We start from the raw sequence: 24,665 nt of genomic DNA, 5'->3' as shown, positions 1-24,665 counted from the left end.
GTCCCGCTCCTCCCTCTCGGACCTGCACACTTGCAACACAAACTAGAACCCACCCTGTTCTGGAATCGTCGACTTCGCACGCCCGGGGCCCGCGCGGGTGTCGCTGAGCGCGGTTCGTGGCCCTCTTGCCCCTTAACGCGGAGTGGTCGCCCAGGTCATGGCGCTGTCGGGTTCGGGGCGGGTCCGGGTGTCGGAGAGGGCGAACCACGGCCCGTGCGTCTCACCATGCGGGAGATTCTCGTCGGAGGGGTGCACGTTGGTTGAGATGGCGCCTGCCGCCCGGCCATCAGGCGCATCTCGACGAACCCGCACCCCCGGGCGGCCTGCCCGAGGCCCCGAGGGGCGGGCCCGGCGGCCGCCACGAACACGAATACGCCTCACCTTCCCGGTCGCGCCGCCGCCTGGACCGCGAGGGGGCCGGTGGGCGGCAGGCAGGTCCGGAGAACCGGCCCGCTTCCGCCGTCGCCGCCGAGCGCGGGGACCACGCACTCCCCCGGCGGCCGACCGACCCGCAGCTAGGGCCGCCGGCCTTTGTCGTCGCCGCCTTCTGCCTCGCACTCCGGTGGCCCGCCGCCCGGCTGGTGCCCCTGGGCGGGGTACCGGCTGGTCCCGTCGTCACCGCCGTCCACCTCGCACCCCGGCGGCCCGCCGCCCAGGGGGAGGCCCAGTCGACCCGGGGGTGGGCCCACGACGTGGCATGGGTCACTCAGTGGTGGATTATTTCTCCCGATATGTCACTTGGTGTCTGATTCCGGACTGACGGGTGGAATGGACGCCGGACCCCTCTGAAAAGGGGGGCCCAGAACCCCTTGTACCGTGCTCTGCGAGGATCGGTCGCGGTTACGGGAGGCGCGTAGCCGCAGGGGTTTTCGCATCCGGGTCAAGGGTGTGTGAATTGCGTGTGGACGCAATGCATATTGTCCACAGCACGACCGGAGAGGTCGTATGGTGATCCCTGTTGCCGATCCGCCCCCATGTGACCGAGGACTGCGATGTCTGATCTTCCCCCGACCGTCGCGGGCGTCCCCGGGGAGTCGTCGGCGTTGGGCGACGACCCCGACGCGGACCTGAGCGGGGTCCGCTCGGTCCACGTGTGGATCTCCCTGCTCCCCGCCCTGCTGGTCGCGGCCGTCGCGGCCGTCGCCGTCGCGGCCCTGCTCACGGCGTCCCCCACGGACATGACCGCGGCCATCGTGCTCATCGCCGCCGGTGCCTGCGCCGCCCTCATCATGGCCGGCGCGGTCCTGCTGGCCGAGCGCGCCACCACCAGGGTGCAGCGCGCCGCCGAGGCCCTGCGCCGCCGCAGCGAGCGCACCCGCGGCGCGCTGCTGCACCTGTCCGCGCGCGTCGAGCGCGGCGAGGACGTGCGGCCGGTCGCCGAGCCCAGCCTTCCCTCCGGCGGCGACGCCTTCGCCCTCCTGGCCCACGAGCAGCGCGCGGCCCTGAGCGCCGCCTGGAACACCGCCGTCCGCGCCCACCGGGCCCACCTCGCCCGGCAGGACGGCGCGGAGGCGGCCGCGCAGGCGGTGCCGGAGCGGCCCGCCGCCCCGTCCCCCGCCGTCCGCACCGAGGCGGCGGACGCCCAGGGCCGCCGCGCCCCCGTCCCCTCCGGAGCCCCCGCCCCCCACCTGGGCACCGGGCAGCAGGTCGAGGTCTTCGTCAACGTGGCCCGGCGCATGCAGTCCCTGGTGCACCGCCAGATCGGCCTCCTCGACGAGCTGGAGGCCCAGGTCGAGGACCCGGACCTGCTCAAGGGCCTGTTCACCATCGACCACCTCGCCACCCGCATGCGGCGCCAGTCCGAGAGCCTGGCCGTGCTCGGCGGCGCCTCCTCCCGGCGGCGCTGGAGCCGGCCGGTCAACCTCTACGAGGTGCTGCGCTCGGCGGTGGCCGAGGTCGAGGACTACTCCCGGGTCAAGGTGGTCCCGCCCTCCGGCGGCACCCTGGCCGGCGGGGCCGTGGTCGACGTCATCCACCTCATCGCCGAGCTGGTGGAGAACGCCACCAAGTTCTCCCCGCCGCGCACCCGGGTGCTGCTGCGCACCGAGGAGGTCGGCGCGGGAATCGCGGTCGAGGTGGAGGACCGCGGGCTGGGCGTTCCCCCCGAGGAGCGGCGGCGGATGAACGAGCTGCTCGCCGAGCCCGACCGGGTCGACATCGGCGAGCTGCTGCGGGACGGCCGCATCGGGCTGTTCGTGGTGGCCGCCCTGGCCCGCAAGCACGGCGCCCGGGTGCAGCTCCAGTCCAGCGTCTACGGCGGGACCCTGGCCGTGGTCGTGCTCCCGTCCGCGCTGCTGGGAACGGTCGAGGACCGGCCGCGGCGCAGGCCCGTCCAGGACGCGGCGGAGCCCGCGGCGCAGGGGCGGGAACAGGCCCAGGGGCCGGTTCCGGCTGCGGCCCCGGTTTCGGCTCCGGTCCGGTCCGAAGCCCCGGCCCCGAACGGCGCCGCCGGGGGGCGGCCGACGACCGGTGGATACCGCGTCCCCGAGGCCCCGGCCGACCGCTCCGCACCCTCCAGGGAGGCCGTCGCCGTGCAGGACCCTGCAGAACCCGCGCCGAGCCCGGCCCCGAATCCGGCCCCCGCGACCGCCCCCGGACCGATGCCCTCCGCGCAGTCGTCGGTGGTCGCATCGGCTTTCGAGCGCGCGGGCGTCGCCCGGCCCGCCCCGCCCCCGCCTGCCGCCCCGGAGCCCGCGCCCGGGGGGCAGCCCGCCGGAGGACAGGCCCCCGCCGGGCCCGGGGCCCCACCGGACAACTCCGCGCGGCCCCCGCTCCCCGAACGGCGGGTCCAGGAGAGCCTCGCCCCCGAACTGCGCCGCCCCGACGGCGCTCCCGGCGGCCCCGACACCCCGGGCGCCGGCGCACCGGGCACTCCCGGCGAGGACGTCCCGACGCTCGGCCTGATGGCCGCCTACCAGGGAGGGTTCCGCCGCGCAGAACAGGAGGGCGGTGACGGCACCCCCGCCTCCTGAGGCCCCTCCCCGGCGCGCCCGCCGCGCGGCCGTCCCAGGAGCCGCCTGCCCGGTGCGGCACGCCCGCCCGATCTTTCGAGTGCCCCGTCCCTCTTGAAAGTGAGTCCCACACGATGGTGAGCCCTGCGCCCCCGGGTCCGGATTCGGACCTCGCCTGGCTGCTCAGCGGCCTGGTCCAGCGCGTCCCGCATACCCGCAGCTCCGTCCTGCTGTCCTCGGACGGCCTCACCAAGGCCGCGCACGGCCTGGACCGCGAAGGCGCCGAGCAGCTCTCGGCCATCGCCTCCGGCCTGTTCTCCCTGGCCCGCGGGACCGGGGTGAGGTTCGGCGGCGGCGACGCGGTCCGCCAGGTCGTCGTCGAGCTGGACACCTCGCTGCTGTTCGTCGCCTCCGCCGGGTACGGCTCGGTGCTGGCGGTGCTGGCCGACCGGGAGGCCGACGCCGGCGTCCTCGGCTACGAGATGTCCCAGCTCATCAAGAGCGTGCGGCCCTTCCTGGCCACCCCGGCCCGGTCGGCCCCCGACGGCGCGGGCGGCCATGGCCGCTGACGACGAGCCCCTCATCGACGACGACGCCGGGCGCCTGGTGCGCCCGTACACGGTGAGCAACGGCCGCACCGCCCCCACCCGGAAGCTGGACCTGATGTCGCTGGTGGCCTCCACCGGCCGGGTGGGCCAGTCCGACCTGACCCCCGAGTACGCCCGCACCCTGCGGCTGTGCAAGGGCCCGACATCGGTGGCCGAGGTGGCCGCGCACCTGCGGCTGCCCGCCGCGGTCACCAAGGTCCTGCTGTCCGACCTGGTCGACGCCGGGGCGGTGGCCGCCCAGGCGCCGCGCCCGGCCGCCGACCCCTCCGACAGTCGCCTACTGGAGATCCTGCTCGATGGCCTACAGCGACGGCTCTGACCCGTTCCCGACCGCCGTCAAGGTCCTGGTCGCGGGCGGCTTCGGGGTCGGAAAGACCACCTTCATCGGCTCCGCCAGCGAGATCGAGCCGCTCAGCACCGAGGAGCTCATCACCGCGGCCAGCGCGGGCCACGACGACCTGCACGGGGTCGAGGACAAGACGACCACCACCGTGGCGTTCGACTTCGGCCGCATCACCATGGACCCGGAACACGTGCTGTACCTGTTCGGCACGCCCGGCCAGGACCGGTTCTGGTTCATGTGGGACGAGCTGTCCAACGGGGCGCTGGGCGCGGTCGTGCTGGCCGACCCGCGCCGCCTGCAGGACTGCTTCTCGGCGGTCGACTTCTTCGAGCACCGCCGCATCCCGTTCCTGGTGGCGGTCAACGAGTTCGACGGCGCCTACCGGTACACCCCCGAGGAGGTGCGCTCGGCGCTCAAACTCGGCGCGGGGACCCCGGTGCTGACGTGCGACGCCCGCGACGCCCGCTCGGCCACCGAGGTGCTCATCGGGCTCGTCCGCCACCTGATCACCGTCCCCGCCGGCTAGCGGCGCGGCCCGGCACCGCCGAGCACCGTCCAGCACCGTCCAGCACTGCGAAACCCTGCCGAACGGAGTCCCCCGTGACCGACGCACCCGAAGGACACATCATCGTCCCCGAGGACCAGGAGGCCGCCGACCGGGTGGCGCGCCTGGACGAGCTGGGCGTGGGCTCCGTGCCCGACGCCGAGTTCGACGCCTTCGCCCGCGACCTGGCCCAGGCGGCCGGAGCCCAGTTCGCGATGGTCAACTTCATCAAGGAGGACCACCAGTACTTCGCCGGCCTGTACGTCTCCGACGGCGCCCAGGGCGGGTCGGTGCTCAGCACCGAGGCCAGCGCCGCCGACACCCCCGACCGGGTGATGGAGCGCGACCACGGCTACTGCCCGCACGTGGTGGCCCGCCGCCTGCCGCTGGTGCTGGACGACGTGTGCGACTACCCGCGCTTCGCCGGGAACCCGGTGGTCGACGAGATCGGCATCCGCTCCTACATGGGGGCGCCGCTGATCGACCGGGACGGCACCACGCTGGGCACGATCTGCGTGGTCGACCGGGAGGCGCGGCCATGGGGGCGCCCCGGCCTGGAGCTGATCAAGGAGCGCGCCGCCGAGCTGATGGACCTGGTCCACCGGCGCGGGGACGTCCGGGAGGGCGCCGCCGAGTAGCGCGGTCCACCGGACACTGGATACACGCGAGGAGCGCGGTGCGGGGCACCGCGCTCCTCCGCCGTCGTCCCGGACGTGCTCAGGGCGCGGCGTACTCGGGGGCGAAGGGCGCGGCCATCTTCTCCGACCACTGCCCCTTGGCGGTGCCGAGCCCGAACTCGGCCAGCCGCAGGAGCTGGATGTCCGAGGTCCCGGCGGGGGCGAAGATGTGCTGGGCGTCGCGCACGTACCGCTCCAGCGGGCGGTCGGTGAACAGACCGCAGGCGGCGTGCACCTCCAGGGCGTCGCGGGCGGTGTCGAGGGACGACTCGACGTTGACGAGCTTGGCGTTCATCAGCTCGGCGTCGCAGGGCATCCCGTGGTCGAGCAGGTGGACGGCGTGGTAGAGGGCGATGCGCGCGGTCATCAGCCGGGACCGCATCCGCCCCAGCTTGATCTTGATGTTGGGCAGCTCGGCCAGCGGCCGGCCGTAGCGCTCCCGCTCGGCGGCGTAGGCGAGGGTCTCGTCGACGATGGCCTGGTGGATGCCGAGGGAGACCGCGGCCAGGTTGGCGCGGCCGTAGAGGACGCTGGAGGAGTAGGCGACCGGAAGGCCGTCCCCCTCCTCGCCGAGCCGGTTGGCGGCGGGGACCCGGCAGTCCTCGAACACCAGCTCGCCGAAGCTGAAGCCGTGCAGCCCCATGGAGGGCACGTGCTCGCCGAGGGAGAAGCCGGGGCGGTCGGCCTCGACCAGGAACGCGGACAGGCCCTTGGAGCCGGGCCCCGTGCGCACCACGACCCCGTGCAGGTCGCCGACGTGGCTGTTGCCGACGAAGACCTTGCGGCCGTTGAGGATGTAGTCGTCGCCGTCGCGGACGGCGGTGGTGCCCATGCCCAGCACGTGGCCGCCGGACTCGGGCTCGGTGACGGCGATGGTGGGCAGGCAGCCGCCCGCGGCGATCGACGGCAGCCAGGCCCGCTTCTGGGCCTCGTCGCCGAAGTGCACGATCTTGGCGACGCCGAGCTGGGACGCCTGGACCATGGCGCCCATCGCGCCGCTCACGCGCGAGAGCTCCTCGATGATCACGGTTTTGGCCAGGTGGCCGAGTCCCATTCCGCCGTGTCCGGAATCGATGGTCACGCCGATCCAGCCCTGTTCGGCGATCCGTCGGGACAGTTCATATTGGACGGTTCGGGAGGCCTCCATCTCCGGGACAAGGGGGGCCACTTCGGCTTCCGCGAATGCTCTGACCTCTTTTCGCAGACGCTCGTGCCGTTCCGTGGTGAACGGTTCGACCAAGGGGGTCTCCTCATGCGTGGATCGATGGTGCGACGGGGGTGCGCACAGCGGGAAGGCCTGAGCCCCAGGGGATCCAGGGTCTTCAGGCCCTACCGGGAGATCATCTTGATTTCCGTGGATGAGAAACACAAGGCCTTGGCGTCCTTTGCCCATCTGACGGCGCCCGTGAGAGGTCTCACGTTTCGTTCCGCCCTTTCGGCGGTACACCCGTGAATTGTCACCCGGAAAAATGCTGCGGACCTGCGGCAATCCACGGGCGTGTCCGCTGGGCCCATCGCCGTGGCGGAAGAGGTGTGTAAGGGCTCCGGAAGAGGCGCGAGTGGAGCGGACGCCGTTCGGTTTCCAGAGGGCGGAAGCGGGATCCGGCGCCGTCGCGGGCGGCGCCGGGAACACGGAAGGCCCGCCCCCGCAGGGGGCGGGCCCAGTACGCGGAGGGTGTGGGATTCGAACCCACGAAGCCCGGTCAAGGGCTTGGCGCTTTTCAAGAGCACTGCACTAGGCCGCTATGCGAACCCTCCGTGAGCGCGGTCGCCGACCCCGGGATCCCGTCCACTCGGGCGGCCCGCTCTCCGCGCTCATGCTAGCTCACGCTCCGCGCCTTCGTGGAGGCGGGAGCCGGGGAACCCATGGGCGTGCGCGTGGTCTCCGTGGGCGTGCGCGTCCCATTCGGGGAACGGGTCCTCGAAGGACCGCGCGGCCGAAGCGTGCTCGCCGGAGGTGAGAAGGCACCCCTCCAGCGCCGCGCGGAGCGCGTCCCCCCGCAGGGCCTGCCCGATGAAGACCAGTTCCTGGGCGGAGCCCTGTGAGGGGCCCCCGCCGCCGTCGGCCATCGCCGGGTCGGCGCCGAGGGGTTCGGTGTGCAGGACGGGTCCGGCCTGGGACCACAGCCCGCCCACGCCCGGCCGGGAGGCGAGCGTGAAGAAGCCCTTGGAGCGCAGCACGGTGCCGAACTCCCCGGAGTCGAGGCGCTCGGCGGCCAGCTCCCACAGCCGTCCGGGGTGGAACGGGCGGTCGGCGCGGAAGACGATGCTGGAGATGCCGTACTCCTCGGTCTCGGGGACGTGGTCGCCGTTGAGCTCGGCCACCCACCCGGGGGCCTGGGAGGCCCGTTCCAGGTCGAACAGCCCGGTGCCGAGGACCTGGGCGGGGTCGACCCGGCCGCGCTCGGCGCGCACCAGGCGGGCGGCCGGGTTGAGGCGGCGCACCGCGGCCTCCACCCGCTCCGCCTGCTCGGCGGTGACCAGGTCGAGCTTGTTGAGCACCAGCACGTCGGCGAACTCGGCCTGGTCCACGAGCAGGTCGCTGACGGTGCGCTCGTCGCCCTCGTAGGCGTCCAGGCCGCGCGCGGCGAGGTCGTCGCCGCCCTCCAGCTCGCGCAGGAAGGCGGCCGCGTCGACCAGCGAGACCATGGTGTCCAGCCGGGCGGTGTCCTGCAGCACCGAACCGTCGTGGGCGGGGAAGGCGAAGGTGGCGGCCACGGGCATCGGCTCGGAGATGCCGCTGGACTCGATGAGCAGGTAGTCGAAGCGCCCTTCGCGGGCCAGGCGGGCGACCTCCACCAGCAGGTCGTCGCGGAGCGTGCAGCAGATGCAGCCGTTGCTCATCTCCACCAGGCGCTCCTCGGTGCGGGACAGCGCCCCGCCCCCGCGCACCAGGCCGCCGTCGACGGAGATCTCGCTCATGTCGTTGACGATGACCGCGACCCGCATGCCGGAGCGGTTCGCCAGGACGTGGTTGAGCAGGGTGGTCTTCCCGGCGCCGAGGAAGCCGGAGAGCACGGTGACCGGGAGCGGGGCGCCCGCCGGGGGCGGGCCGGACGGCGTGTCCATGGGGGTCCCTTCCGCAGGAGAGTGAAAATGATGATCATATTCAATCCTGCGGCCGCCGGGGCCCGGACCCGCCCCCCTTCCCGGAGGGCGGGGCGCTCGGTCAGTCCGCGGGCTTCAGCGTCGTCCCGTCCTCGAAGCACCAGGCCCACTCCTCGCCGGGTTCGGCGGAGGCGGCGACGGGGTGGTCGAGGGACGCGGCGTGGGCGGAGGCGTGGCGGGCCGGGGAGGAATCGCAGCAGCCCACGTTCCCGCAGGACAGGCAGGTGCGCAGGTGCACCCAGTCGTTCCGGCCCTCGCGCAGGCAGTCGGTGCACCCCGCCGACCGGGGCAGCACCGCCCGCACCCCTTCGGCGTGCGGGCAGGCGCCCGCCGCCTCGGGGCGGAAGTCCACCGGGGTGTCGGTGCGCGGGTGGTCCCCCGGCGCGGCCGACGGCAGGCCGAGGCGGTCCACCACCGCCGCGCACACCCGGTCGGCCACCGACGCGGGGCCGTCCAGCACCCGGTCCGCCCCGGCCCGGACCAGCTCGCGCGGGGCCGGGCCGTCGACCGGGCAGGCCGCGATCGGCACGTCCGGCGCCGCGCGGGCGATCACCGCGGCGACGGAGGCCGTCTCCTCCCCGGTGTTCTCGCAGATCAGCACCAGCCGTGCGGAGCGCAGCCCGGCCTGCTCCAGCACGTTGCGCTTGACCGGGTCACCGCGCACCACCCGGTACCCGGCCGCCTCGGCCTCGGCCGCCAGGTCGGGCCCCAGCGTGGTCACCGACACCGGCACCCCGCGGGCGCGCAGCGTCGCGGCGACCTCCCGGGCGACCGGACCCCACCCGGAGATCAGCACCGGGTCCTTGGCGGAACAGGCCGCGGGGTCCTTCTTGGCGGCGGGCCCAGGGGCCGCCGGGCGGCGCGGGCCGAGCACCCGGCCCAGCCGGTCACCGAGCGAGGCCAGCGCCGGGGTCACCACCATCAGCAGCACCGTCACCGAGATCAGCACCTGCTCGCCCCGGTCCCCCAGGGCGCCGAAGTCCAGCCCGCCGTCGTGCCCGGCCCGCTGCAGCACGAAGGAGAACTCGCCGATCTGGGCGAGCACCAGCCCGCCCGCCAGCGCGGTGGGCGCCCCCAGGCGCAGCGCCGCGAGCGCGGCGGCCCCGGTGACGGCCTTGACCACGACCACGCCCAGGGCGATCAGGCCGATCAGCCACCACAGCTCCGCCAGGGCGCCCAGGTCCAGCAGCATCCCGATGGAGACGAAGAACAGCGCGCTGAAGACGATCTGCAGCGGCAGCACCTCGCCCAGGGCGTGCTGGCCGTGCCGGGACTCGCTGACCACCAGCCCGGCCAGGAACGCCCCGAGTGCCACGCTCACCCCGGCGAGCGAGGTGACGAAGGCGGTGCCGATCCCCAGCGCCACCACGGTGAGCAGGAAGACCTCGGGGGAGCAGGCGCGGGCGACCGCCTCCAGCAGCGGCGGCATCACCTTGCGGGCGACCACCAGCACCACCGCCAGCACCGCGGCCGCGGTGCCCAGCGCCCGGGCGATCTCCCCCGGGCCGCCGCCCTCACCGGTCAGCAGGGGCAGGAACAGCACCATCAGCACCACGGCCAGGTCCTGGAAGATCAGCACCGCCACCCCGGCCTGGCCGACCGGGCGGGTGGTGTCGCCGCGCGAGGCCAGCACCTTCAGCACGATCGCCGTGGAGGAGAGCGAGACGAGCAGCCCGGTGAACACGGCGGCCCGCCAGTCGGCGCCGAAGAGCGCCGTGACCCCGGCGGTGACCGCGACCGCCAGGGCGACCTGCAGGCCGCCGCCGACGAGCACGTAGCGCTTGATGGCCGCCAGCCGCTCCAGGGAGAACTCGATGCCGATCGTGAAGAGCAGGAGGATGACCCCGATGTCGGCGGCGTCCTCGACGACCTGGGTGCTCTGCACCAGGCCGAGCTGGTGCGGCCCGATCACCACCCCGGCCAGCAGGAAGCCCACGATGGGCACGACGCGCAGCCGGGTGGAGGCGTAGCCGATGACCGCCGCCGCGGACAGCAGCACGGCCAGCGGCATCAGGTACTCGGGCACGCTCTCACCCGCCGCCAGGTGCATGGTGGATCCCTCCCTGTCCGCGCCCGGACCGGTGCCGTCCGGGCCGCGCCGACGCGCGGCACCGACATTATGGGGGGCCAGGGCCGGGCCGGGCCGCAGGCGGGTGCCGGGGCGCGGCGGAACGGGGGAGGACCGGGGGTGGCCCCCGGTCATTACCCGCGAGTAACATTCAGGTCCATGACAGCCTTCAACGCCGAGACGGCGGAGCAGATCAAGGCCGGCTTCCTGGCCACCGTCCCCTTCGTACGCACCCTCGGGCTGCGCTTCGAGGAACTGGAGCCCGGCCGCTCCGTGATGCGGCTGCCCGACGAGCCCGCCCACCACAACCACATCGGCGGCCCACACGCCGGCGCGATGTTCACCCTGGCCGAGTCGGCCTCGGGGTCCATCATCCTGAGCACCTTCGGCGACCAGCTCGACCGCGCCGTGCCGCTGCCCACCACCGTCACCCAGACCTTCGAGAAGGTCGCGATGGGCGACATGGTGGCCGAGGCCAGGCTCGGGCGCCCCCGGGAGGAGGTCGTCGCCGAGCTGGACGCCGGGAAGCGCCCGGAGTTCCCGGTGGAGGTGGAGCTGCGCACCGAGGACGGCACGGTGACCGGACACGTGACGGTCATCTGGACCCTGAAGCCCGACCGCAAGGGCTGAGCCCCGGGGACCGGGCCGCGCGGAGGCCGTCCGGCGCACGCGGCCTCCGGGGGACTGTCGTCCCCGCCGAGTACGGTGGCGGCAGTTCCGGTCCGCACGGGCCGGGCGGCGAGTTCCAGGAGGTTTTCCGGGTGAGGATCCGAGCCGACCGAGACGCGTTCGCCGAGGCCGTCGCCTGGACCGCCCGGGCGCTCCCGCTGCGCCCGGCCATGCCGGTACTGGCGGGCATGCGCATGGAGGCCGCCGACGGCGGGCTCCGTCTGTCCGGGTTCGACTATGAGGTCTCGGCCCGCGCGCGCGTGGACGCCGAGGTCGAGGAGGCCGGTGCGGTGCTGGTCTCCGGCCGCCTGCTGGCCGAGATCGCGCGCAGCCTGCCCGCTCACCCCGTGCGGGTCGAGGCCGACGGCGGCCGGGTGCTGCTCACCTGCGGCCCGGCCCGCTTCACCCTGATCACCCTGCCCCTGGAGGACCACCCGCTGCTCCCGGACATGCCGCCCGCGGCCGGGTCGCTGCCGGGCGAGGCGTTCGCGGGCGCGGTGCGCCAGGTGGTCCCGGCCGCCAGCCGGGACGACACGCTGCCCATGCTGACCGGGGTCCACCTGGACTTCGGCGCCGACACCCTGGCGCTGGCCGCCACCGACCGGTACCGGGTCGCCGTGCGCCGCATGCGGTGGCGCCCCGAGCACCCGGGGGCCGCCGGGTCCGCGCTGGTGCCCGCGCGCACCCTGAGCGACCTGGCCCGCACCCTGGACCCGTCGGCCGACGTCGAGGTGTTCCTGTCGAAGGCCGCCGGGGGCGGCGCGCCGGCGTCGGGCGGCGAGGGCATGATCGGATTCGCGAGCGGCGGACGGAGCATCACCACCCGCCTGATCGACAGCGACTTCATCCCCTACGAGAAGCGCTTCCCGACCGAGCCCGCGGCACGGGCCGAGGTGCCGCCCGCGGCGTTCACCGAGGCGGTCAAGCGGGTGGCGCTGGTGGCCGACCGCAGCACCCCGGTGCGGATCTCCTTCACCCCGGGCTCCGGCGGCGCCGCGGGCGAGGCGGTCCTGGAGGCCGGGTCGGGCGAGGACGCCCAGGCCGCCGAGGTGCTCGCGGTGGACTACGACGGCGAGCCGATGCGCATCGCGTTCGCCCCCGGCTACCTGCTGGACGGCCTGGCCGGGGTGGCCACCGAGCGGGCGCGCCTGGACATGACCCAGCCGACCAAGCCCGCGGTGATCTCCGACGCCCCCGAGTCCGAGGGCGACGAGCCGGAGTTCCGCTACCTGGTGATGCCGCTGCGCCTGTCCTGAGGGCGGCGGCGCGCGGCGCCGAGGGGTGCGCCGCGCCGGGCGCGGTCAGTCGGGGCATCCCTCGTTGCTGGCGATCTCCTCGCGGTCGAAGGGGATGATCTCGTAGTGGAGCGTGCGGTAGCGCAGCAGCCGGTGGGTGGCGGGCACCGCCCAGCGCTGCAGCATCGGGTGGCGCTTGCCCAGGAGCAGGGCCGCGTGCCGGGCCTCGGCGTCGTCGAGCAGGCGGACCCGACCGCGGACGGGCGGGCCGTGGGGTTCGCCGCGGAAGCTGCAGGGGCGCAGATCGGCGACGGGGTTGTTGCGCAGCCGCTTGGCCTTGCCGGAGTCCTCCCAGGTGCGGAAGAGGATCCGCGCCCCGTCGACGACGATGCTCACCGGTGTGTCCACGCCGGTGACGCCGTCGGACCGGTAGGTGGTGAGCAGTGCCGTCTTGTGGCCGCGGAACGGTTTGAGGAGCGTGGCCGTGTTCATCGAGGATGACTCTCCTTGGGTCCGTTCGTGTACAGACCACCTTCCCAACGCAGTGACCTGAATCACCTTCGCCACGCCTGTGATCGGGTCGCGGGGGCGGGTCTCCGTCGGCCCGCGCGGGAACCCGCACCGGCAGCGGACGGGGCGCCGGGTGTGGCCCGAACCGGACACGAAGGGCGGTTTATCCACAACGACGTGTGGTTAGGGGGTGCGTCCTGGGCCCGTTCCGGGGATGTACACGGCCTTGTCCACAGAAATCCCCGAACCTGTGGAAAACCCGGCGGGGTTCCGGGGGTGCGCTGCGGGCGGGCCGGCGCCGCCGGCGCCGCCCCGTCGTCGGTGGGCCCGGTGACCGGGCCGTACCGGCCGTGACTCCGACGAGGGCGCCGTCACTCGCCTTCCGGCAGCGACGACGCGGACCCGCCGCCGACCGCGGTCTCCATCCCCAGTTGGGCGCTGCGGCCCCGCAGGTATCCGGCGCGGTACCCGGCCTTGTGGTGGGTGCGCTCCGGCCGGGGCTGCTTGAGGTCGGGGAAGCGCTGCTGGAAGTCCTCCTTGACCCGGTCCACGTCGGTGCGCAGCACCAGCTCGGCGCCGATCGGCTCGCCGTCCGCCGCCCCCGCGCCCGGGCCGCCCCCGGACGCGGACTCCTCCTGCAGCCGGGCGCGGAACTCGCGGATGCGCTCGGCCACCGCGTGCCCGTAGGCGCGGATGAACGAACGGTAGAACCGGCTGCGCTCGGTGGCCAGCGCCGACCGGTCCAGGTTGCGCAGCTCGCGCAGGTCGGCGATGTGGTTGCGGGCGGTGAACCGGGCCGAGGCCTCCATCTGCAGGGTGATGGACGGCAGCAGGACCCGCAGCGAGTCCAGGGCGGACTCGGTGCCCACGACGATCAGGGTCCGCTCGGTGTTGGCGGAGGTGTTGCCCCGCACGGCGGACTGGCAGCCGAAGGCGGCGGCGATCTTGGCCAGCGCCTTGACCCGGGCCTTGCCGTGCCCTCCGGTGCCGGAGACGGGGAAGTCGAGGCGGGAGACCGCCTCGGCGTCCTCGCCGCGCTGGGCGCGGGCCTCGGCCTCGGCGATGGCGTGCCGGGTCATCAGCTCGGCGGCCTTGGCGGTGAAGGCCTGGCTCTCGGCGTCGGTCACCGACGGGTCCTCGGCCTTGCGCAGCAGGCTGCGGACCCGCTCGACCATCTTGCGGCGGGCGTCCTCGGTGTCGGTGGTCAAGAGGCTCCTCTCAGCGGCCTCCATCGAGGTTACCGGCGGTGGGCGCGCGCGGGGCGCGACCGTCCACAGGCCGGGGGCGCCGGTGCGCGGGCATGCGCGGGGGCCGGGGCGCCCGTGCGCCCCGGCCCCGAAGCGGCGGCTACCGGTTCCCGCCCCCGACGACCGTGCCGATCAGGCCCAGGATGATCCACAGCAGGGCGACGGTGCCCAGGCCTGCGAAGATCCCGCCGAACAGGCCGCCTCCGGTCAGCAGGGTGACCAGCCCGACACCGACGCCGCCCGCGACGGCGGGCGCCCCGGCGAACTTCCACGGGTACTGCCCGGCCCAGCGGCGCGCCCGGCGGTCACCCTTGCTCCCGATCAGGGCCACGGCCCCGCCGACGAGGGCGAAGAAGAAGAGCCCGGTGGTCAGGCCCGACCCGATGGCGCCCGGCCCCAGGTTGAGCAGGAACGAGAGGGCGCCGGTGGTCGCTCCGGCTCCGAGGGCCCATCCCCAGGGCCAGATCATCGTCGCCGAGGCGACGGGAGTGAATGCGTTGCCGCGCTCCAGCGTCATGACAGCTCCTCGCTCGGCGGTGGACCGCCGTACCGCTACGTCTGCACTCCAGCATGCCCGGGAACGGCCCCGCGGCCATCAGGGCCCACCCCTGACTTACCCCTGAGCCGCCGTTTCCGCACGTTCCCGCCGCGTCCGGCCACGGCCGCCCTCAGGAGGCCAACGAACGGCCCCCGCCCGGAGTGCCCGCCGGAGGGGGCGGCGCTGTTAGCTTGCCGCCCATGACCCGTTTCCGCGTCGTGGACGCCTTCACCGACCGCCCGTTCTCGGGCAACCCGGCCGCCGTCGTCGTGCTGGACGGCCCCTGCGACGACCGGTGGGCCCAGCAGGTGGCCGCCGAGTTCAACCTCTCCGAGACGGCCTTCCTCACCCCCGACGGCGGTGCCGGGGCCGACTACGGCCTGCGCTGGTTCACCCCGTCCGTCGAGGTGGAGCTGTGCGGCCACGCCACCCTCGCCGCCGCGCACGCCCTGGCCGAGGACGGGGTCGAGGGCCCGATCCGCTTCTCCACCCGGTGGAGCGGCGTCCTCACCGTCGAGCGGCGCCTCGGGCGGCTGTGGATGGACTTCCCGGCCCACCCGCCGCAGGAGGCCCCGGTCCCCGACGGCCTCGCCGGGGCGCTCGGCGCCGGGATCGTGCGCGCCGGGACCGCCGGGACGGGCGACCTCATCGTCGAGCTGGCCGAGGAGTCGGCCGTGCGCGGCCTGGACCCGGTCCCCGCGCGGCTCGGCGGCTACGCCGAGCGCGGCGTCATCGTCACCGCCCGCGCGGACGAGGGCCGCCCCTACGCCTTCGTGTCCCGGTTCTTCGCCACCGACGTCGGCGTCGACGAGGACCCGGTCACCGGCAGCGCCCACACCGTGCTCGCCCCCTATTGGGCGGAGCGGCTCGGAGGCACCGCCTTCGAGGCCCTCCAGTGCTCCGCGCGCGGCGGGCGGCTCTCGGTCGGCCTGCCGCCGGAGGCGCCGGGGCGGGTGCACATCGGCGGGTCGGCGGTCACCGTCTCAGAGGGCCACCTGGCGGTCTGACCCGGGCACCGGGGCCGCCGCGCCCGCGCGCTCCAGCAGCCACGCCGGGGGCACGGTGCGTGGGCCTCCGGCGGCGGTGACGGTGAGGACCGCGCTCCGGCCCTCCGGTCCGGCACCCGCGCCGGTCCGGTCCGCGACCACCGCGACCCCGGGCGCCGGGGCCACCGGCACCGGGGTGACCAGCCGCACCCGCGGGAACCAGGTGTGCAGCGGCGGCAGCCCCAGTCCCGGGGGCAGGTCCCCCGCGGGGAGGCCGCCCCGGACCAGCCCGGACAGCGCGTCCCGCAGGGCCGAGGTCCGCTCCGGGGTGGCGGCCTCCCCCGCCTGCTCCAGCACCGGGCCCGCCTCCACGACGAGGACGAGCCGGGCCGCCAGCGCCGACCGCAGCAGCGGCCAGGCGTCGGCGAACGCGGGCAGCAGCGGAAGGGAGGGCACCTCGTCCAGGGGCACCCAGCGCACCGCCTCGCTCTCGGCGTTGCCGGGCGCGAACTCGGCCGCCTCGGGTGCGGCGGCGAGCACCGAGTCGTAGTGCCAGACCCGGTCACCGGCCCGGTACACCCCGGTCACCTCGACCGCGCCCAGGTCGCCGGCGACCTCCTCGCCGAACTCGCGCAGCGCCGCGGCCACCGGCCCCTCCCCGCTGTCCGCGGCGCCGCCGGGAAGGCCCCAGGTGTCGCCCTGGTGGCTCCAGGCGGCCCGGTGCTGGAGCAGCACACACCGGCCGCCGTCCGGGGCGGGCGCGTGCAGCAGCAGCCCCGCCGCCCCGTACCGCCCCCACCGGTGCGTGCCGTCCGCCAGCGTGATCCAGCCGTCGCCGTCGCCCGTGGCCCCTGAGGTCATCCGCGCTTCCCCTTCGCCGTCAACGCCGTCTCCCCCCGTTCCTACCGCACAGAGGGGGTCCGGCGCGGCCGACTCCGGCCAGCGGCACCGCCGCCGACCGGTCTGTCACCCGGCCCGGATAAGATGCAGCGGCCATGAGAAGACCGGCCTCCTTCGCCGCACGACTGCCCTTGGACACCCTCGACCTCCTGAGGCGCTACTGGGCACCATTGCTGTGCGTCTGGCTGGCCGGGGACATCACCTACCGCGTACTGCTGCGCGTCATGGCCAAGGCGGCGGCCTTCGAGCCCCTGCTGGGCTACGTGGCCCTGGGCGTGCTCCTGCTGGTCCAGCTCGCCACCTACATCATCATGTTCCACCTGCTGCGCCCCGCGCTGGTCACGGTGGACGCCGAGTACCGGCGGGTGCGGTCGGGGGCCCTGCGCGAAACGGCCCGGCGCGGCAGCGTCGCCCTCGCCGAGCGCACCCTGGTGGACGCCATCGCGATGGCGATCCTGCCCTTCCTGATCTTCTACAGCGCCTGGGACCTCTACGCCGAGGAGTACCGCAAGCTCACCGTCGCCGCGGTGAACGAGGAGGGCCTGGACACCCTGCTCGACCTCGGCACGCTCGACCACTCCCTGCCCATGCTGGCCATCGCCGCCGCCGCGTTCGGGCTGCGGGCGCTGTGCGAGCACTTCTACAAGAAGAACGACGGCAAGATCCTCGGCCTGGGAACGGCGCTGTTCGAGGCCACCTGGATGTTCATGGGCACCTTCACCCTGGTGTCCGCGTTCACCGAGTTCTGGAAGTGGGCCAAGGGCCGCGCCGCCTGGGTCGCCGTGCAGGACCAGATCGACGGCGTGATCAACTGGGCGTCGGCGCTGACCGGCGTGGATTTGCAGGACGCGGTGCTGCAGTTCACCCGCTCGGTCGACACCACCTGGTCGATCTTCAAGGACGGCTTCCTGCAGCCGCTGGTGTGGCTGACCATCACCGCGGTCGTCTTCGGCGCCCAGATGGACCGCTACAGCGGGCTGTTCAACGGCAAGGGCCGCGTCGCCCGGGTGGAACGCGTGCTGACCTCCGCCAAGGGACCGGTCGCCGCGGTCCGGAGCTGGATGCGCAAGGACGCGGGGGACAAGTACATCCCCTTCATCAACGCCTTCAAGTTCATCCTCGGCGTCAGCCCGGTCTTCTACCTGTCCTTCTCGCTGTACTACGTCCTCGTCATGCTGGGCACCGAGTGGATGGAGCGCGGCTTCTACCTGTTCTTCGGGCCCGACGACTGGTTCCAGTGGTGGCCGTGGCTGGAGCCCGTGTCGGTGGTCGTCCGCCTGGTCCAGGACCTGCTGCGGATCTGCCTGCTCGCCGCCACCTTCGAGCTCATCCTGTTCAAGGTGGGCGGGCAGAGCACCGGGCGCCGGGCGCGCCGGGCCGCGCCCGGGCCGGACGCCGCCGGGGCCGCGGTGCCGCCGGCGGTGCGCTGACGGCTGGGCCCCGGCCGCGTCAGGAGCCGCCGTTGACCCGCTCGACGGTGTCCATCATGTGCGCCGAGATCAGTTCCAGCAGCAGCTCCTCGTCGCCGTCGGAGATGGCGTCCAGCAGCTTGCGGTGCTCGTCGACCAGCTCGTCCGGCTCGGGGTAGCTGCGCTGCATCACCGTCAGGCACATGCGCGTCTCCACCAGCAGCGTCTGCGCCATCCGCTCCAGCCGGGAGTTGCCCGAGCAGCTCACCAGCGCCTGGTGGAAGGCCTGGTCGGCGTCGCTCATCGCGTCCCGGTCGCCGGTGGCGGCGGCCTCCTCCAGCGCCGCCAGCGCCGCCGTCAGCCGGGCCAGGGCCTCGCCCCGGTTCCCGCGCATGATCAGGGCGCACGAGGTCCGCTCGACCGCCAGCCGGGCCACGTAGACGTCGCGCACGTCGTCGGCGGTCAGCTCGCGCACGAACAGGCCCCGGTGCCGCTCACTGCGCAGCAGCCCCTCCTGCACCAGGCGCTGCATGGCCTCGCGGAGCGGGCCGCGGCTCACGCCGAGGCGGGAGGCCAGGTCGGTCTCGCCCAGCTGGTCGCCGGGGGACAGGGAGCCGTACATGATCGCCTCCCGGAGCTGGTCGGCGATCAGCTCCGAGGTCGATCTCCTCGGCACGGGATGGAGTCGTCCTGGGGAGGTCATGACATGTGTTCACCTCGCTCTCGAAGGTGCGGCCGCCCGGGCGGGCGGCCGCACGCGCACACGTTCCGTGCGTCGCACCTTATGTCCGCTGTGCGGCCGTTTCGGCCGCCCCGGCCCGGAACAGGGTGCCCAGCCCCTCGCGCGGGGCGGTGTCCCCGGCCAGGCGCAGCCCTTCCCACACGCTCACCTGGTTGGCGGTGAGCACGGTCTTGCCCAGCCGCTCCTCCAGGGCGTCCAGCACCCCGGCGGTGTGCAGCGCCGTGTCGGGCACCAGCACCGCCTCGGCGTCCGGGTGGTCGCCCGCGGCGGCGAACTCCAGCACGTCCTCCGGGGGCAGGGTGCCCACCTCGGCCGCGGTGACGATGCCCCGGCCCGCCCAGGCGGCCACCTCGATCCCGGCGCGGCCGAGGAACTCCGCGAAGCGGCCCGCGACGTCGTCCGGGTAGGTCGCCGCGACGGCGACCCGGCTCAGCCCCAGGGCGCGCACCGCGTTCACGAACGCGAACGAGGTGCTGGAGGCGGGGCACCCGGCCTCCCGGCCCACGGCCGCGGCCTGCTCCGAGGCGCCCTCCCAGCCGAAGACGAAGCTGCCGCTGGTGCAGGCCCACACCGCCGCGTCGGCGCCCAGCGCGCGCAGCTCGCGCGCCCCCTCGCCGAGCACGTCGTCCCCGCCGACGTCGAGCAGCGCGTCCACCCGGTGCGCGTCCTCGCGCATGAGCGTGTGCACCACCCGCAGCTCGGTCCCCGGGCCGAGCAGCTCGGCGAAGACCGGGTAGTCGCCCTCGGCGCTGTAGCCGGGGTAGAGGAATCCCGCGATGGTCATGCCGATGCCGACCGCCTCTCCGTGTCGTCTCCCCCGCCGCCGTCCCGGCGCCCGTGCGCCTGCGCCCCGGCCGGGGCCGTCGCCTCCACGAGGTGCTGCCCGGCGCCCACCGGGTGCCGGCCGACCGCCTGCAGGGCGGCCCACATGGTGACCTGGTTGGCCGCCAGCACCGGCTTGCCGAGCATCCGCTCCAGCGGCGCGATGATGTCGTAGGTGAGCACGTTGGTGCAGCTGATGAAGACCGCCTCGGCCTCGGGCCGGTCGGCGCCGCGCACCGCTTCGACCACCTCGGCGTAGGAGACCTTCCAGATGTGGTCCAGCAGGCCCAGGCCCACGGCGGAGACCACGTCGGTGCCGTGCTCGCCGAGGTAGGCCACCAGGCGCTCGGTGACGCTGTCCACGTAGGGGGTGACCACGGCGATCCGGCGGGTGCCGACCGCCTCCAGCGCGTCGATGAGCGCCCCGGAGGTGGTGACCGCCGCGGGGGCGCCCGCGTCCAGGATGGAGCGGCGCAGCCGCCGCTGGCCCTCGGCGCCGTGGACGAAGCTGCCCGAGGCGCACGCGTACCCCACGACCAGGGGCTCGGGCGCCAGCAGGTCCCGGGTGGCGCGCGCCGCCCCGTCACCGTCGCTGAGGGCCGAGGCCTGGTCGACGGTCACCGGAACGGGCACGAACGGCAGCCGGGTGACGTAGAGGGAGACATCGTCGGGCGCCCAGCGCCACAGCTCGCGGTCGAGCGCGAAGTCATAGGGCGCGATCACGCCCACGCCCGACTGGGAGGGGGTCTCGGCCACCGCCGAGATCTCCACCAGCCCGGTCGCCGTCTCCTGGTCGGGGAGCAGGCCGCGCTCGCCCAGCAGCGACAGCGACGCGTCCCGCTCGGCCTCGGGGCCGCGGGTCCGGGGCGCCGACACCCCGGGCCCTCCTCCGCAGGCCGGGCCGGTGGTTCCGTTTTCGGTCCGCATTGGTCACTCACCTCCTTCTTCGCTTACCTGTGCAGGGTCGTCGGATCGCGTCGCGTGTCCGCGGGCGGGACCGGATCAGCGCTCCAGGCGCCGGTAGACCAGGCGCTCACCGGCGCCGCCCGAGCGCCACACGTCGTTGCAGGCCTCGGCCATCCGGTCCAGGCCCTCGACGATGCCCGCGAACACGTTGCCGGGGACCCAGCCGACGTCCCCGTTGAGCAGCAGGTTGTTGCGCCCGTAGAAGACGGCCAGGTCGATCACGCCGGGGAGGGCGTCGATGCCCTTCTCCTCCTTGAAGCGGCGGTCGAGCATGCCGCCGTTGAAGGAGAAGTAGACGACGTCGCCGGGGATGGGCGTGACGGTGGGGTTCTCCTGGCCGGGCTCCTCCTCGGCGAAGCGCGGCACCATCGTGTACACCTCGTTGCGGGCGTACTTGGCGTGGTAGGCGTCGCCGCCCTGGGGCAGGGCGTTCCAGACGGCCTCACAGGTGCGGGGGGCGTCCTTGTCGTAGAGCTCGGCGACGCACTCCACGCCGCGCTTCTCCAGAGTGATGGACATGTACCGGGGCATCGTGGCATCGGCCCTTTCGTCGCGGTGGGTGCGGCGCGGTGCTGGCGGCCGCCCGTGACGCGGTCCGCAGCCCTGGTGCGTGCGCGGGCTTTCCGGTGCCTCACCAGGTGTCCTCGCCCGCACAGAGGTACATCATCCGCTGATTGTCGACAATCATACGATCGCGGTCCCCGAGGGATCAACGGCCGCACCGGGAACGGCGGGTCGCGCCCCCGTCACCGGGTGCGCGGGCCCGTCGATTGTTGACAATCGTAGGGGCGGTCCCTAGCGTTTCAAAGGCTTCGCGGCACCCGTGATCGCCCGCCGGGGCGGACGGGTAGGGGAGCAGCGACACGAGCACGACCGTTGATTCCGGAGCCGCCCCCGTGACGACCGCCGACCCCTCCGCGCCCGCCCTCGTCGTCCTGCACGGCGGGGAGCTTCCCCCCGGCCGCGAGCGCATCGACCGCCACCCCGGCCTGTCCGAGGTCCGCTACGCCACCGCCGAGCAGCTCACCGAAGCGCTGCCCGGGGCGCGGATCCTGCTGGTGTGGGACCTGTTCACCGAGGCCCTGACGGCCGCCTGGGACACCGCCGGCTCCCTGGAGTGGGTGCACGCCGCCACCACCGGTGTGGACAACCTGATGTTCCCCGGGCTGGTGGAGAGCGACGTGGCGGTCACCAACTCCCGCGGCGTCTTCGAGGGGCCCATCGCCGAGACCGTGCTCGGCCTCGTCCTGTCGTTCGCCAAGGACCTGCACGGCAGCCGCGACCTCCAGCGCTCCCACACCTGGAAGTGGCGCGAGAGCGAGCGCGTCCAGGGCCGCACCGCGCTGGTGGTGGGTACCGGGCCCATCGGCCGCGCCATCGCCCGCATGCTCACCGCCGCCGGGCTGGAGGTCACGGGCGCGGGCCGGACCCCCCGCACCGGCGACCCCGACTTCGGCACCGTCGTCTCCGCCGACCCCGGGGAACCGGGCGGGATCGGCGACGCCCTCGGGGACGCGGACTACGCCGTCGTCGCCGCGCCGCTCACCGACGCCACCCGCGGCCTGTTCGACGCCCGGCTGCTGGCCCGGATGAAGCCCACCGCGCGGCTGATCAACGTGGCGCGCGGCCCCATCGTCGTCGAGGAGGACCTGGTGCGCGCGCTGCGCGACGGGACCATCGCCGGGGCCGGCCTCGACGTGTTCGAGGCCGAGCCGCTGCCGGACTCCTCGCCGCTGTGGGACCTGCCCCAGGCGGTCGTGCTGCCGCACATGTCGGGGGACGTCGTGGGGTGGAAGGACGAGCTGGTGCGGGTCTTCCTGGACAACCTCGACCGCCGCCTGCGCGGCGAAGAGCCGCGCAACCTCGTGGACAAGGCGCGGGGGTACCCGCGCGGGTAGGGGCGTCCCGCGGACGGACGGGCCGGAGACGGACGGGCTGGAGACCGGAGGGGTCACAGATGACGACCAGGCAAGAGGGGGAGGCGGTGGACCGGGACGCGCCGGCCGACCTGACGGCGGCCGACCTGCTGGAGGGGTACGCCCGCGGCGGCCCCACACCGGTGGAGGCGCTGGAATCGGTCCTGGCGCGGATCGAGCGCGAGGACGCCGCGCTCAACGCCTTCTGCGCGGTCTTCACCGACGAGGCGCGCGAGCAGGCGCGCGCGTCGGCGGAGCGGTGGGCGCGCGGGGCCCCGGCCGGGCCGCTCGACGGGGTGCCGGTCGCGGTCAAGGACGTGCACCTGATGCGCGGGCACCCCACCCGGCGCGGATCGCACGTGGCGGGGGCGCACGCCCCCTTCGACGACGAGTCCCCCGTGGTGGCCCGGCTGCGCGAGGCCGGGGCGGTGTTCACCGGCAAGACCACCACCCCCGAGATCGCCTGGAAGGGCGTCACCGACTCCCCGGTCACCGGCATCACCCGCAACCCGTGGGACCTGTCGTGCACCCCCGGCGGGTCGAGCGGCGGGGCGGCGGCCGCGGTCGCCTCCGGGATGGGGCCGATGGCCACCGGTACCGACGGCGGCGGGTCGGTGCGCATCCCGGCCTCCTTCACCGGGGTCTACGCGCTCAAGCCGACGTGGGGGCGGGTGCCGCACTACCCGGCCAGCGCCTTCGGCAGCCTCGCGCACACGGGGCCCATCACCCGGACCGTCACCGACGCGGCGCTGATGATGGACGTGATGAGCCGCCCGGACGCCCGCGACTGGGGCGCCATGCCGCCCCCGGCCGAGTCGTTCGCCGTGGCGGTGGCCGCGGCGGACGTGCGAGGGCTGCGCGTGGCCTACAGCCCGGCGCTGTGGGGCATCGACGTGGACCCGGAGGTGGCCCGGCTGTGCGAGCGGGCGGCCGGGGTGTTCGAAGGGCTCGGCGCGCACGTGGAGCTGGAGGACCCGCCGGTTCCCGACTGCCGTGAGGAGTTCCACGTGCTCTGGTACAGCGGCGCGGCCAAGGCCATGGAGGGCGTCGCGGAGGAGGACCTGGGGCGCGTCGACCCGGGCCTGCTGGAGATCGTCGAGGAGGGGCACCGGTACAGCGCCGTGGACTACCTCCGCGCCACCGCCGTGCGGATGTCCATGGGGGAGGCCATGGGGCTCTTCCACGAGCGCTATGACCTGCTGCTGAGCCCCGCCATGCCGATCCCCGCGTTCGAGGCGGGCCGGGAGGTGCCCCCGGGCTCCGCCGACCCGCGCTGGACGTCCTGGGCCGGGTTCAGCTCCCCGTTCAACATGACCTCCCAGCCCGCGGCGAGCGTCCCGTGCGGGCTGACCGACGGAGGGCTCCCGGTGGGCCTGCAGATCGTGGGGGCCCGGCACGCCGACGGGCGGGTGCTCGCCGCGTCCCGGGCCTACGAGGAGGCGAGCCCCTGGCCGTCGCTGGTGGGCTGAGCGGCGCGGCGCTCCGTCCCGCGGGGAACGCGGTCCCCGCGGGACGGCCGCTCCGGCCTGATCCGGCCCCGTCCGCTCCGCCCCCTGTCCGGGCTGCCCGGCCTGCCCTGATCCGCGGTGGACGCGGGATTCGGGACCTTGGGCCGTGCCCATTGATGGCCTTCGGCGGACGCGCGGGTCGAAGGGGGTAATACCGTCGATCCCGTCGAATCCGCAGCGACGCGCGCCCGGCACGGTCCGGGCGCTCCGGGGAGGGGAGCCCATGGCGCCGGTAGCCGCGACCAAGCCGATCAAGGTGTTCCTGGTCGACGACCACGAGGTGGTCCGCAGGGGCGTGGCGGCGCTCCTGGACGGCGAGGAGGACATGAAGGTGGTCGGCGAGGCCGGGACCGCCGAGCAGGCGCTCGCGCGCATCCCCGCGGCCTCCCCGGACGTGGCCGTGCTGGACGTGCGCCTGCCCGGCGGGTCGGGGGTGAGCGTCTGCCGGGAGATCCGGTCGGACCGCCCCGAGATCGCGTGCCTGATGCTGACCTCCTTCGCCGATGACGAGGCCCTGTTCGAGGCGGTGATGGCGGGCGCCGCCGGGTACGTGCTCAAGCAGATCCACGGCGCCGACCTCGTGGGGGCGGTGCGCACGGTGGCGGCGGGCGGATCGCTGCTGGACCCGGGGAGCACGGGCCGGGTGATGGAGCGCCTGCGCAGCAACCCGCCGCGCCCCGACCCGCTGTCGGAGCTGAGCCCCCAGGAGCGCCAGATCCTCGACCTGATCGGCGAGGGCCTGACGAACCGCCAGATCGGCGAGCGGCTGTACCTGGCGGAGAAGACCGTGAAGAACTACGTGTCGAGCCTGCTGTCCAAGCTCGACCTCAAGCGCCGCACCCAGGCGGCCGTCCTGGTCGCCGAACTCCGGACCCGGGGGCGCTCCCACTTCGAGTAGGGGCCCACCTCGCGGCGGGA

23 protein-coding genes and 1 tRNA gene are annotated in these 24,665 nt (G+C 74.4%); 12 read left to right on the top strand and 12 right to left on the bottom strand.

The annotated features are described in order from the left end of the window. The first annotated feature begins 992 nt into the window (after positions 1 to 992). From O4U47_RS18115 to O4U47_RS18095, 5 genes are all read left to right on the top strand, one after another. Positions 993 to 2,972, top strand: a complete 1,980-nt coding sequence (locus O4U47_RS18115) for a sensor histidine kinase (RefSeq protein ID WP_270679072.1) — start codon at positions 993 to 995, stop codon at positions 2,970 to 2,972. Positions 2,973 to 3,085: 113 nt separating this feature from the next. Beyond that, positions 3,086 to 3,520, top strand: a complete 435-nt coding sequence (locus tag O4U47_RS18110; RefSeq protein WP_270679071.1) for a roadblock/LC7 domain-containing protein — start codon at positions 3,086 to 3,088, stop codon at positions 3,518 to 3,520. Then, a complete protein-coding gene (locus O4U47_RS18105; RefSeq protein ID WP_270679070.1) occupies positions 3,510 to 3,878 on the top strand; it encodes a DUF742 domain-containing protein in 369 nt (122 codons plus the stop codon). Before O4U47_RS18110 ends, O4U47_RS18105 begins: the two co-directional genes overlap by 11 nt. Then, positions 3,856 to 4,428, top strand: coding sequence for a GTP-binding protein (locus O4U47_RS18100; RefSeq protein WP_270679069.1), 573 nt, complete (start codon positions 3,856 to 3,858; stop codon positions 4,426 to 4,428). Before O4U47_RS18105 ends, O4U47_RS18100 begins: the two co-directional genes overlap by 23 nt. A 74-nt stretch (positions 4,429 to 4,502) precedes the next feature. After that, positions 4,503 to 5,084, top strand: coding sequence for a GAF domain-containing protein (locus O4U47_RS18095; RefSeq protein ID WP_270679068.1), 582 nt, complete (start codon positions 4,503 to 4,505; stop codon positions 5,082 to 5,084). A 79-nt stretch (positions 5,085 to 5,163) separates the two neighbouring features. Here the strand turns inward: O4U47_RS18095 and O4U47_RS18090 are convergent, their stop codons facing one another. The 4 genes from O4U47_RS18090 to O4U47_RS18075 form a co-directional block, all read right to left on the bottom strand. Continuing rightward, complete coding sequence (locus tag O4U47_RS18090) at positions 5,164 to 6,363, bottom strand: acyl-CoA dehydrogenase family protein (RefSeq protein WP_270679067.1); 1,200 nt, start codon at positions 6,361 to 6,363, stop codon at positions 5,164 to 5,166. Positions 6,364 to 6,792: 429 nt separating this feature from the next. After that, positions 6,793 to 6,881: transfer RNA gene (locus O4U47_RS18085), tRNA-Ser, on the bottom strand. Between the two features lie 57 nt (positions 6,882 to 6,938). Beyond that, positions 6,939 to 8,192, bottom strand: a complete 1,254-nt coding sequence (locus O4U47_RS18080; RefSeq protein WP_270679066.1) for a GTP-binding protein — start codon at positions 8,190 to 8,192, stop codon at positions 6,939 to 6,941. Between the two features lie 100 nt (positions 8,193 to 8,292). Further along, the gene (locus O4U47_RS18075) at positions 8,293 to 10,281 is read right to left on the bottom strand and encodes a cation:proton antiporter domain-containing protein (RefSeq protein ID WP_270679065.1); all 1,989 of its coding nucleotides are present in this window, start codon (positions 10,279 to 10,281) and stop codon (positions 8,293 to 8,295) included. A gap of 177 nt (positions 10,282 to 10,458) precedes the next feature. Here O4U47_RS18075 and O4U47_RS18070 point away from each other — a divergent pair, with 177 nt between their 5' ends. Continuing rightward, entirely contained in the window at positions 10,459 to 10,929 is a 471-nt protein-coding gene (locus O4U47_RS18070; RefSeq protein ID WP_270679064.1) for a DUF4442 domain-containing protein, read from the top strand. A 131-nt stretch (positions 10,930 to 11,060) separates the two neighbouring features. Then, a complete protein-coding gene (gene dnaN / locus O4U47_RS18065) occupies positions 11,061 to 12,224 on the top strand; it encodes a DNA polymerase III subunit beta (protein ID WP_270679063.1) in 1,164 nt (387 codons plus the stop codon). Between the two features lie 45 nt (positions 12,225 to 12,269). On the opposite strand, the gene O4U47_RS18060 is transcribed toward dnaN, so the two are convergent. From O4U47_RS18060 to O4U47_RS18050, 3 genes are all read right to left on the bottom strand, one after another. Then, positions 12,270 to 12,695 (bottom strand): PPOX class F420-dependent oxidoreductase, encoded by a 426-nt coding sequence (locus O4U47_RS18060; RefSeq protein ID WP_270679062.1) that lies wholly within the window; start codon positions 12,693 to 12,695, stop codon positions 12,270 to 12,272. 389 nt (positions 12,696 to 13,084) lie between these two features. After that, positions 13,085 to 13,888: a DUF2786 domain-containing protein gene (locus O4U47_RS18055; RefSeq protein WP_270679076.1), complete on the bottom strand. Its 804-nt coding sequence runs from the start codon at positions 13,886 to 13,888 to the stop codon at positions 13,085 to 13,087. A gap of 172 nt (positions 13,889 to 14,060) precedes the next feature. Further along, on the bottom strand, positions 14,061 to 14,477 hold the full coding sequence (locus O4U47_RS18050) for a hypothetical protein (protein WP_270679061.1): 417 nt from the start codon (positions 14,475 to 14,477) through the stop codon (positions 14,061 to 14,063). A 221-nt stretch (positions 14,478 to 14,698) separates the two neighbouring features. On the opposite strand from O4U47_RS18050, the gene O4U47_RS18045 reads away from it, so the two are divergent. After that, positions 14,699 to 15,505, top strand: coding sequence for a PhzF family phenazine biosynthesis protein (locus O4U47_RS18045; protein WP_270679060.1), 807 nt, complete (start codon positions 14,699 to 14,701; stop codon positions 15,503 to 15,505). Here O4U47_RS18045 and O4U47_RS18040 read toward each other — a convergent pair. Beyond that, entirely contained in the window at positions 15,482 to 16,345 is an 864-nt protein-coding gene (locus tag O4U47_RS18040; protein WP_270679059.1) for an NUDIX domain-containing protein, read from the bottom strand. The genes O4U47_RS18045 and O4U47_RS18040 overlap by 24 nt on opposite strands. Positions 16,346 to 16,479: 134 nt before the next feature. Between O4U47_RS18040 and O4U47_RS18035 the strand changes: the two genes are divergently transcribed. After that, positions 16,480 to 17,814 carry a hypothetical protein gene (locus O4U47_RS18035; RefSeq protein ID WP_270679058.1) on the top strand — a complete coding sequence of 445 codons (1,335 nt, stop codon included), beginning with the start codon at positions 16,480 to 16,482 and terminating at the stop codon, positions 17,812 to 17,814. Between the two features lie 19 nt (positions 17,815 to 17,833). Here the strand turns inward: O4U47_RS18035 and O4U47_RS18030 are convergent, their stop codons facing one another. From O4U47_RS18030 to O4U47_RS18015, 4 genes are all read right to left on the bottom strand, one after another. After that, positions 17,834 to 18,496, bottom strand: a complete 663-nt coding sequence (locus tag O4U47_RS18030; protein WP_270679057.1) for a GntR family transcriptional regulator — start codon at positions 18,494 to 18,496, stop codon at positions 17,834 to 17,836. A gap of 79 nt (positions 18,497 to 18,575) precedes the next feature. Then, on the bottom strand, positions 18,576 to 19,319 hold the full coding sequence (locus O4U47_RS18025) for a maleate cis-trans isomerase family protein (protein WP_270679056.1): 744 nt from the start codon (positions 19,317 to 19,319) through the stop codon (positions 18,576 to 18,578). Then, positions 19,316 to 20,284: a maleate cis-trans isomerase family protein gene (locus O4U47_RS18020; protein WP_270679055.1), complete on the bottom strand. Its 969-nt coding sequence runs from the start codon at positions 20,282 to 20,284 to the stop codon at positions 19,316 to 19,318. Before O4U47_RS18020 ends, O4U47_RS18025 begins: the two co-directional genes overlap by 4 nt. A 75-nt stretch (positions 20,285 to 20,359) precedes the next feature. Beyond that, complete coding sequence (locus O4U47_RS18015) at positions 20,360 to 20,842, bottom strand: DUF3830 family protein (protein WP_270679054.1); 483 nt, start codon at positions 20,840 to 20,842, stop codon at positions 20,360 to 20,362. 377 nt (positions 20,843 to 21,219) lie between these two features. Between O4U47_RS18015 and O4U47_RS18010 the strand changes: the two genes are divergently transcribed. The 3 genes from O4U47_RS18010 (at position 21,220) to O4U47_RS18000 (ending at position 24,645) form a co-directional block, all read left to right on the top strand. Then, positions 21,220 to 22,221 carry a D-2-hydroxyacid dehydrogenase gene (locus O4U47_RS18010; RefSeq protein ID WP_270679053.1) on the top strand — a complete coding sequence of 334 codons (1,002 nt, stop codon included), beginning with the start codon at positions 21,220 to 21,222 and terminating at the stop codon, positions 22,219 to 22,221. 59 nt (positions 22,222 to 22,280) lie between these two features. Beyond that, entirely contained in the window at positions 22,281 to 23,708 is a 1,428-nt protein-coding gene (locus O4U47_RS18005; protein WP_270679052.1) for an amidase, read from the top strand. A 262-nt stretch (positions 23,709 to 23,970) separates the two neighbouring features. Further along, positions 23,971 to 24,645 carry a response regulator gene (locus tag O4U47_RS18000; protein WP_270679051.1) on the top strand — a complete coding sequence of 225 codons (675 nt, stop codon included), beginning with the start codon at positions 23,971 to 23,973 and terminating at the stop codon, positions 24,643 to 24,645. The last annotated feature ends 20 nt before the right edge of the window (positions 24,646 to 24,665 follow it).

The organism is Nocardiopsis suaedae (assembly GCF_027706745.1).
Taxonomy (GTDB): domain Bacteria; phylum Actinomycetota; class Actinomycetes; order Streptosporangiales; family Streptosporangiaceae; genus Nocardiopsis_A; species Nocardiopsis_A suaedae.
The sequence above is the reverse complement of the archived record's forward strand: the minus strand, read 5'-3'. Positions and strand labels throughout refer to the sequence as shown.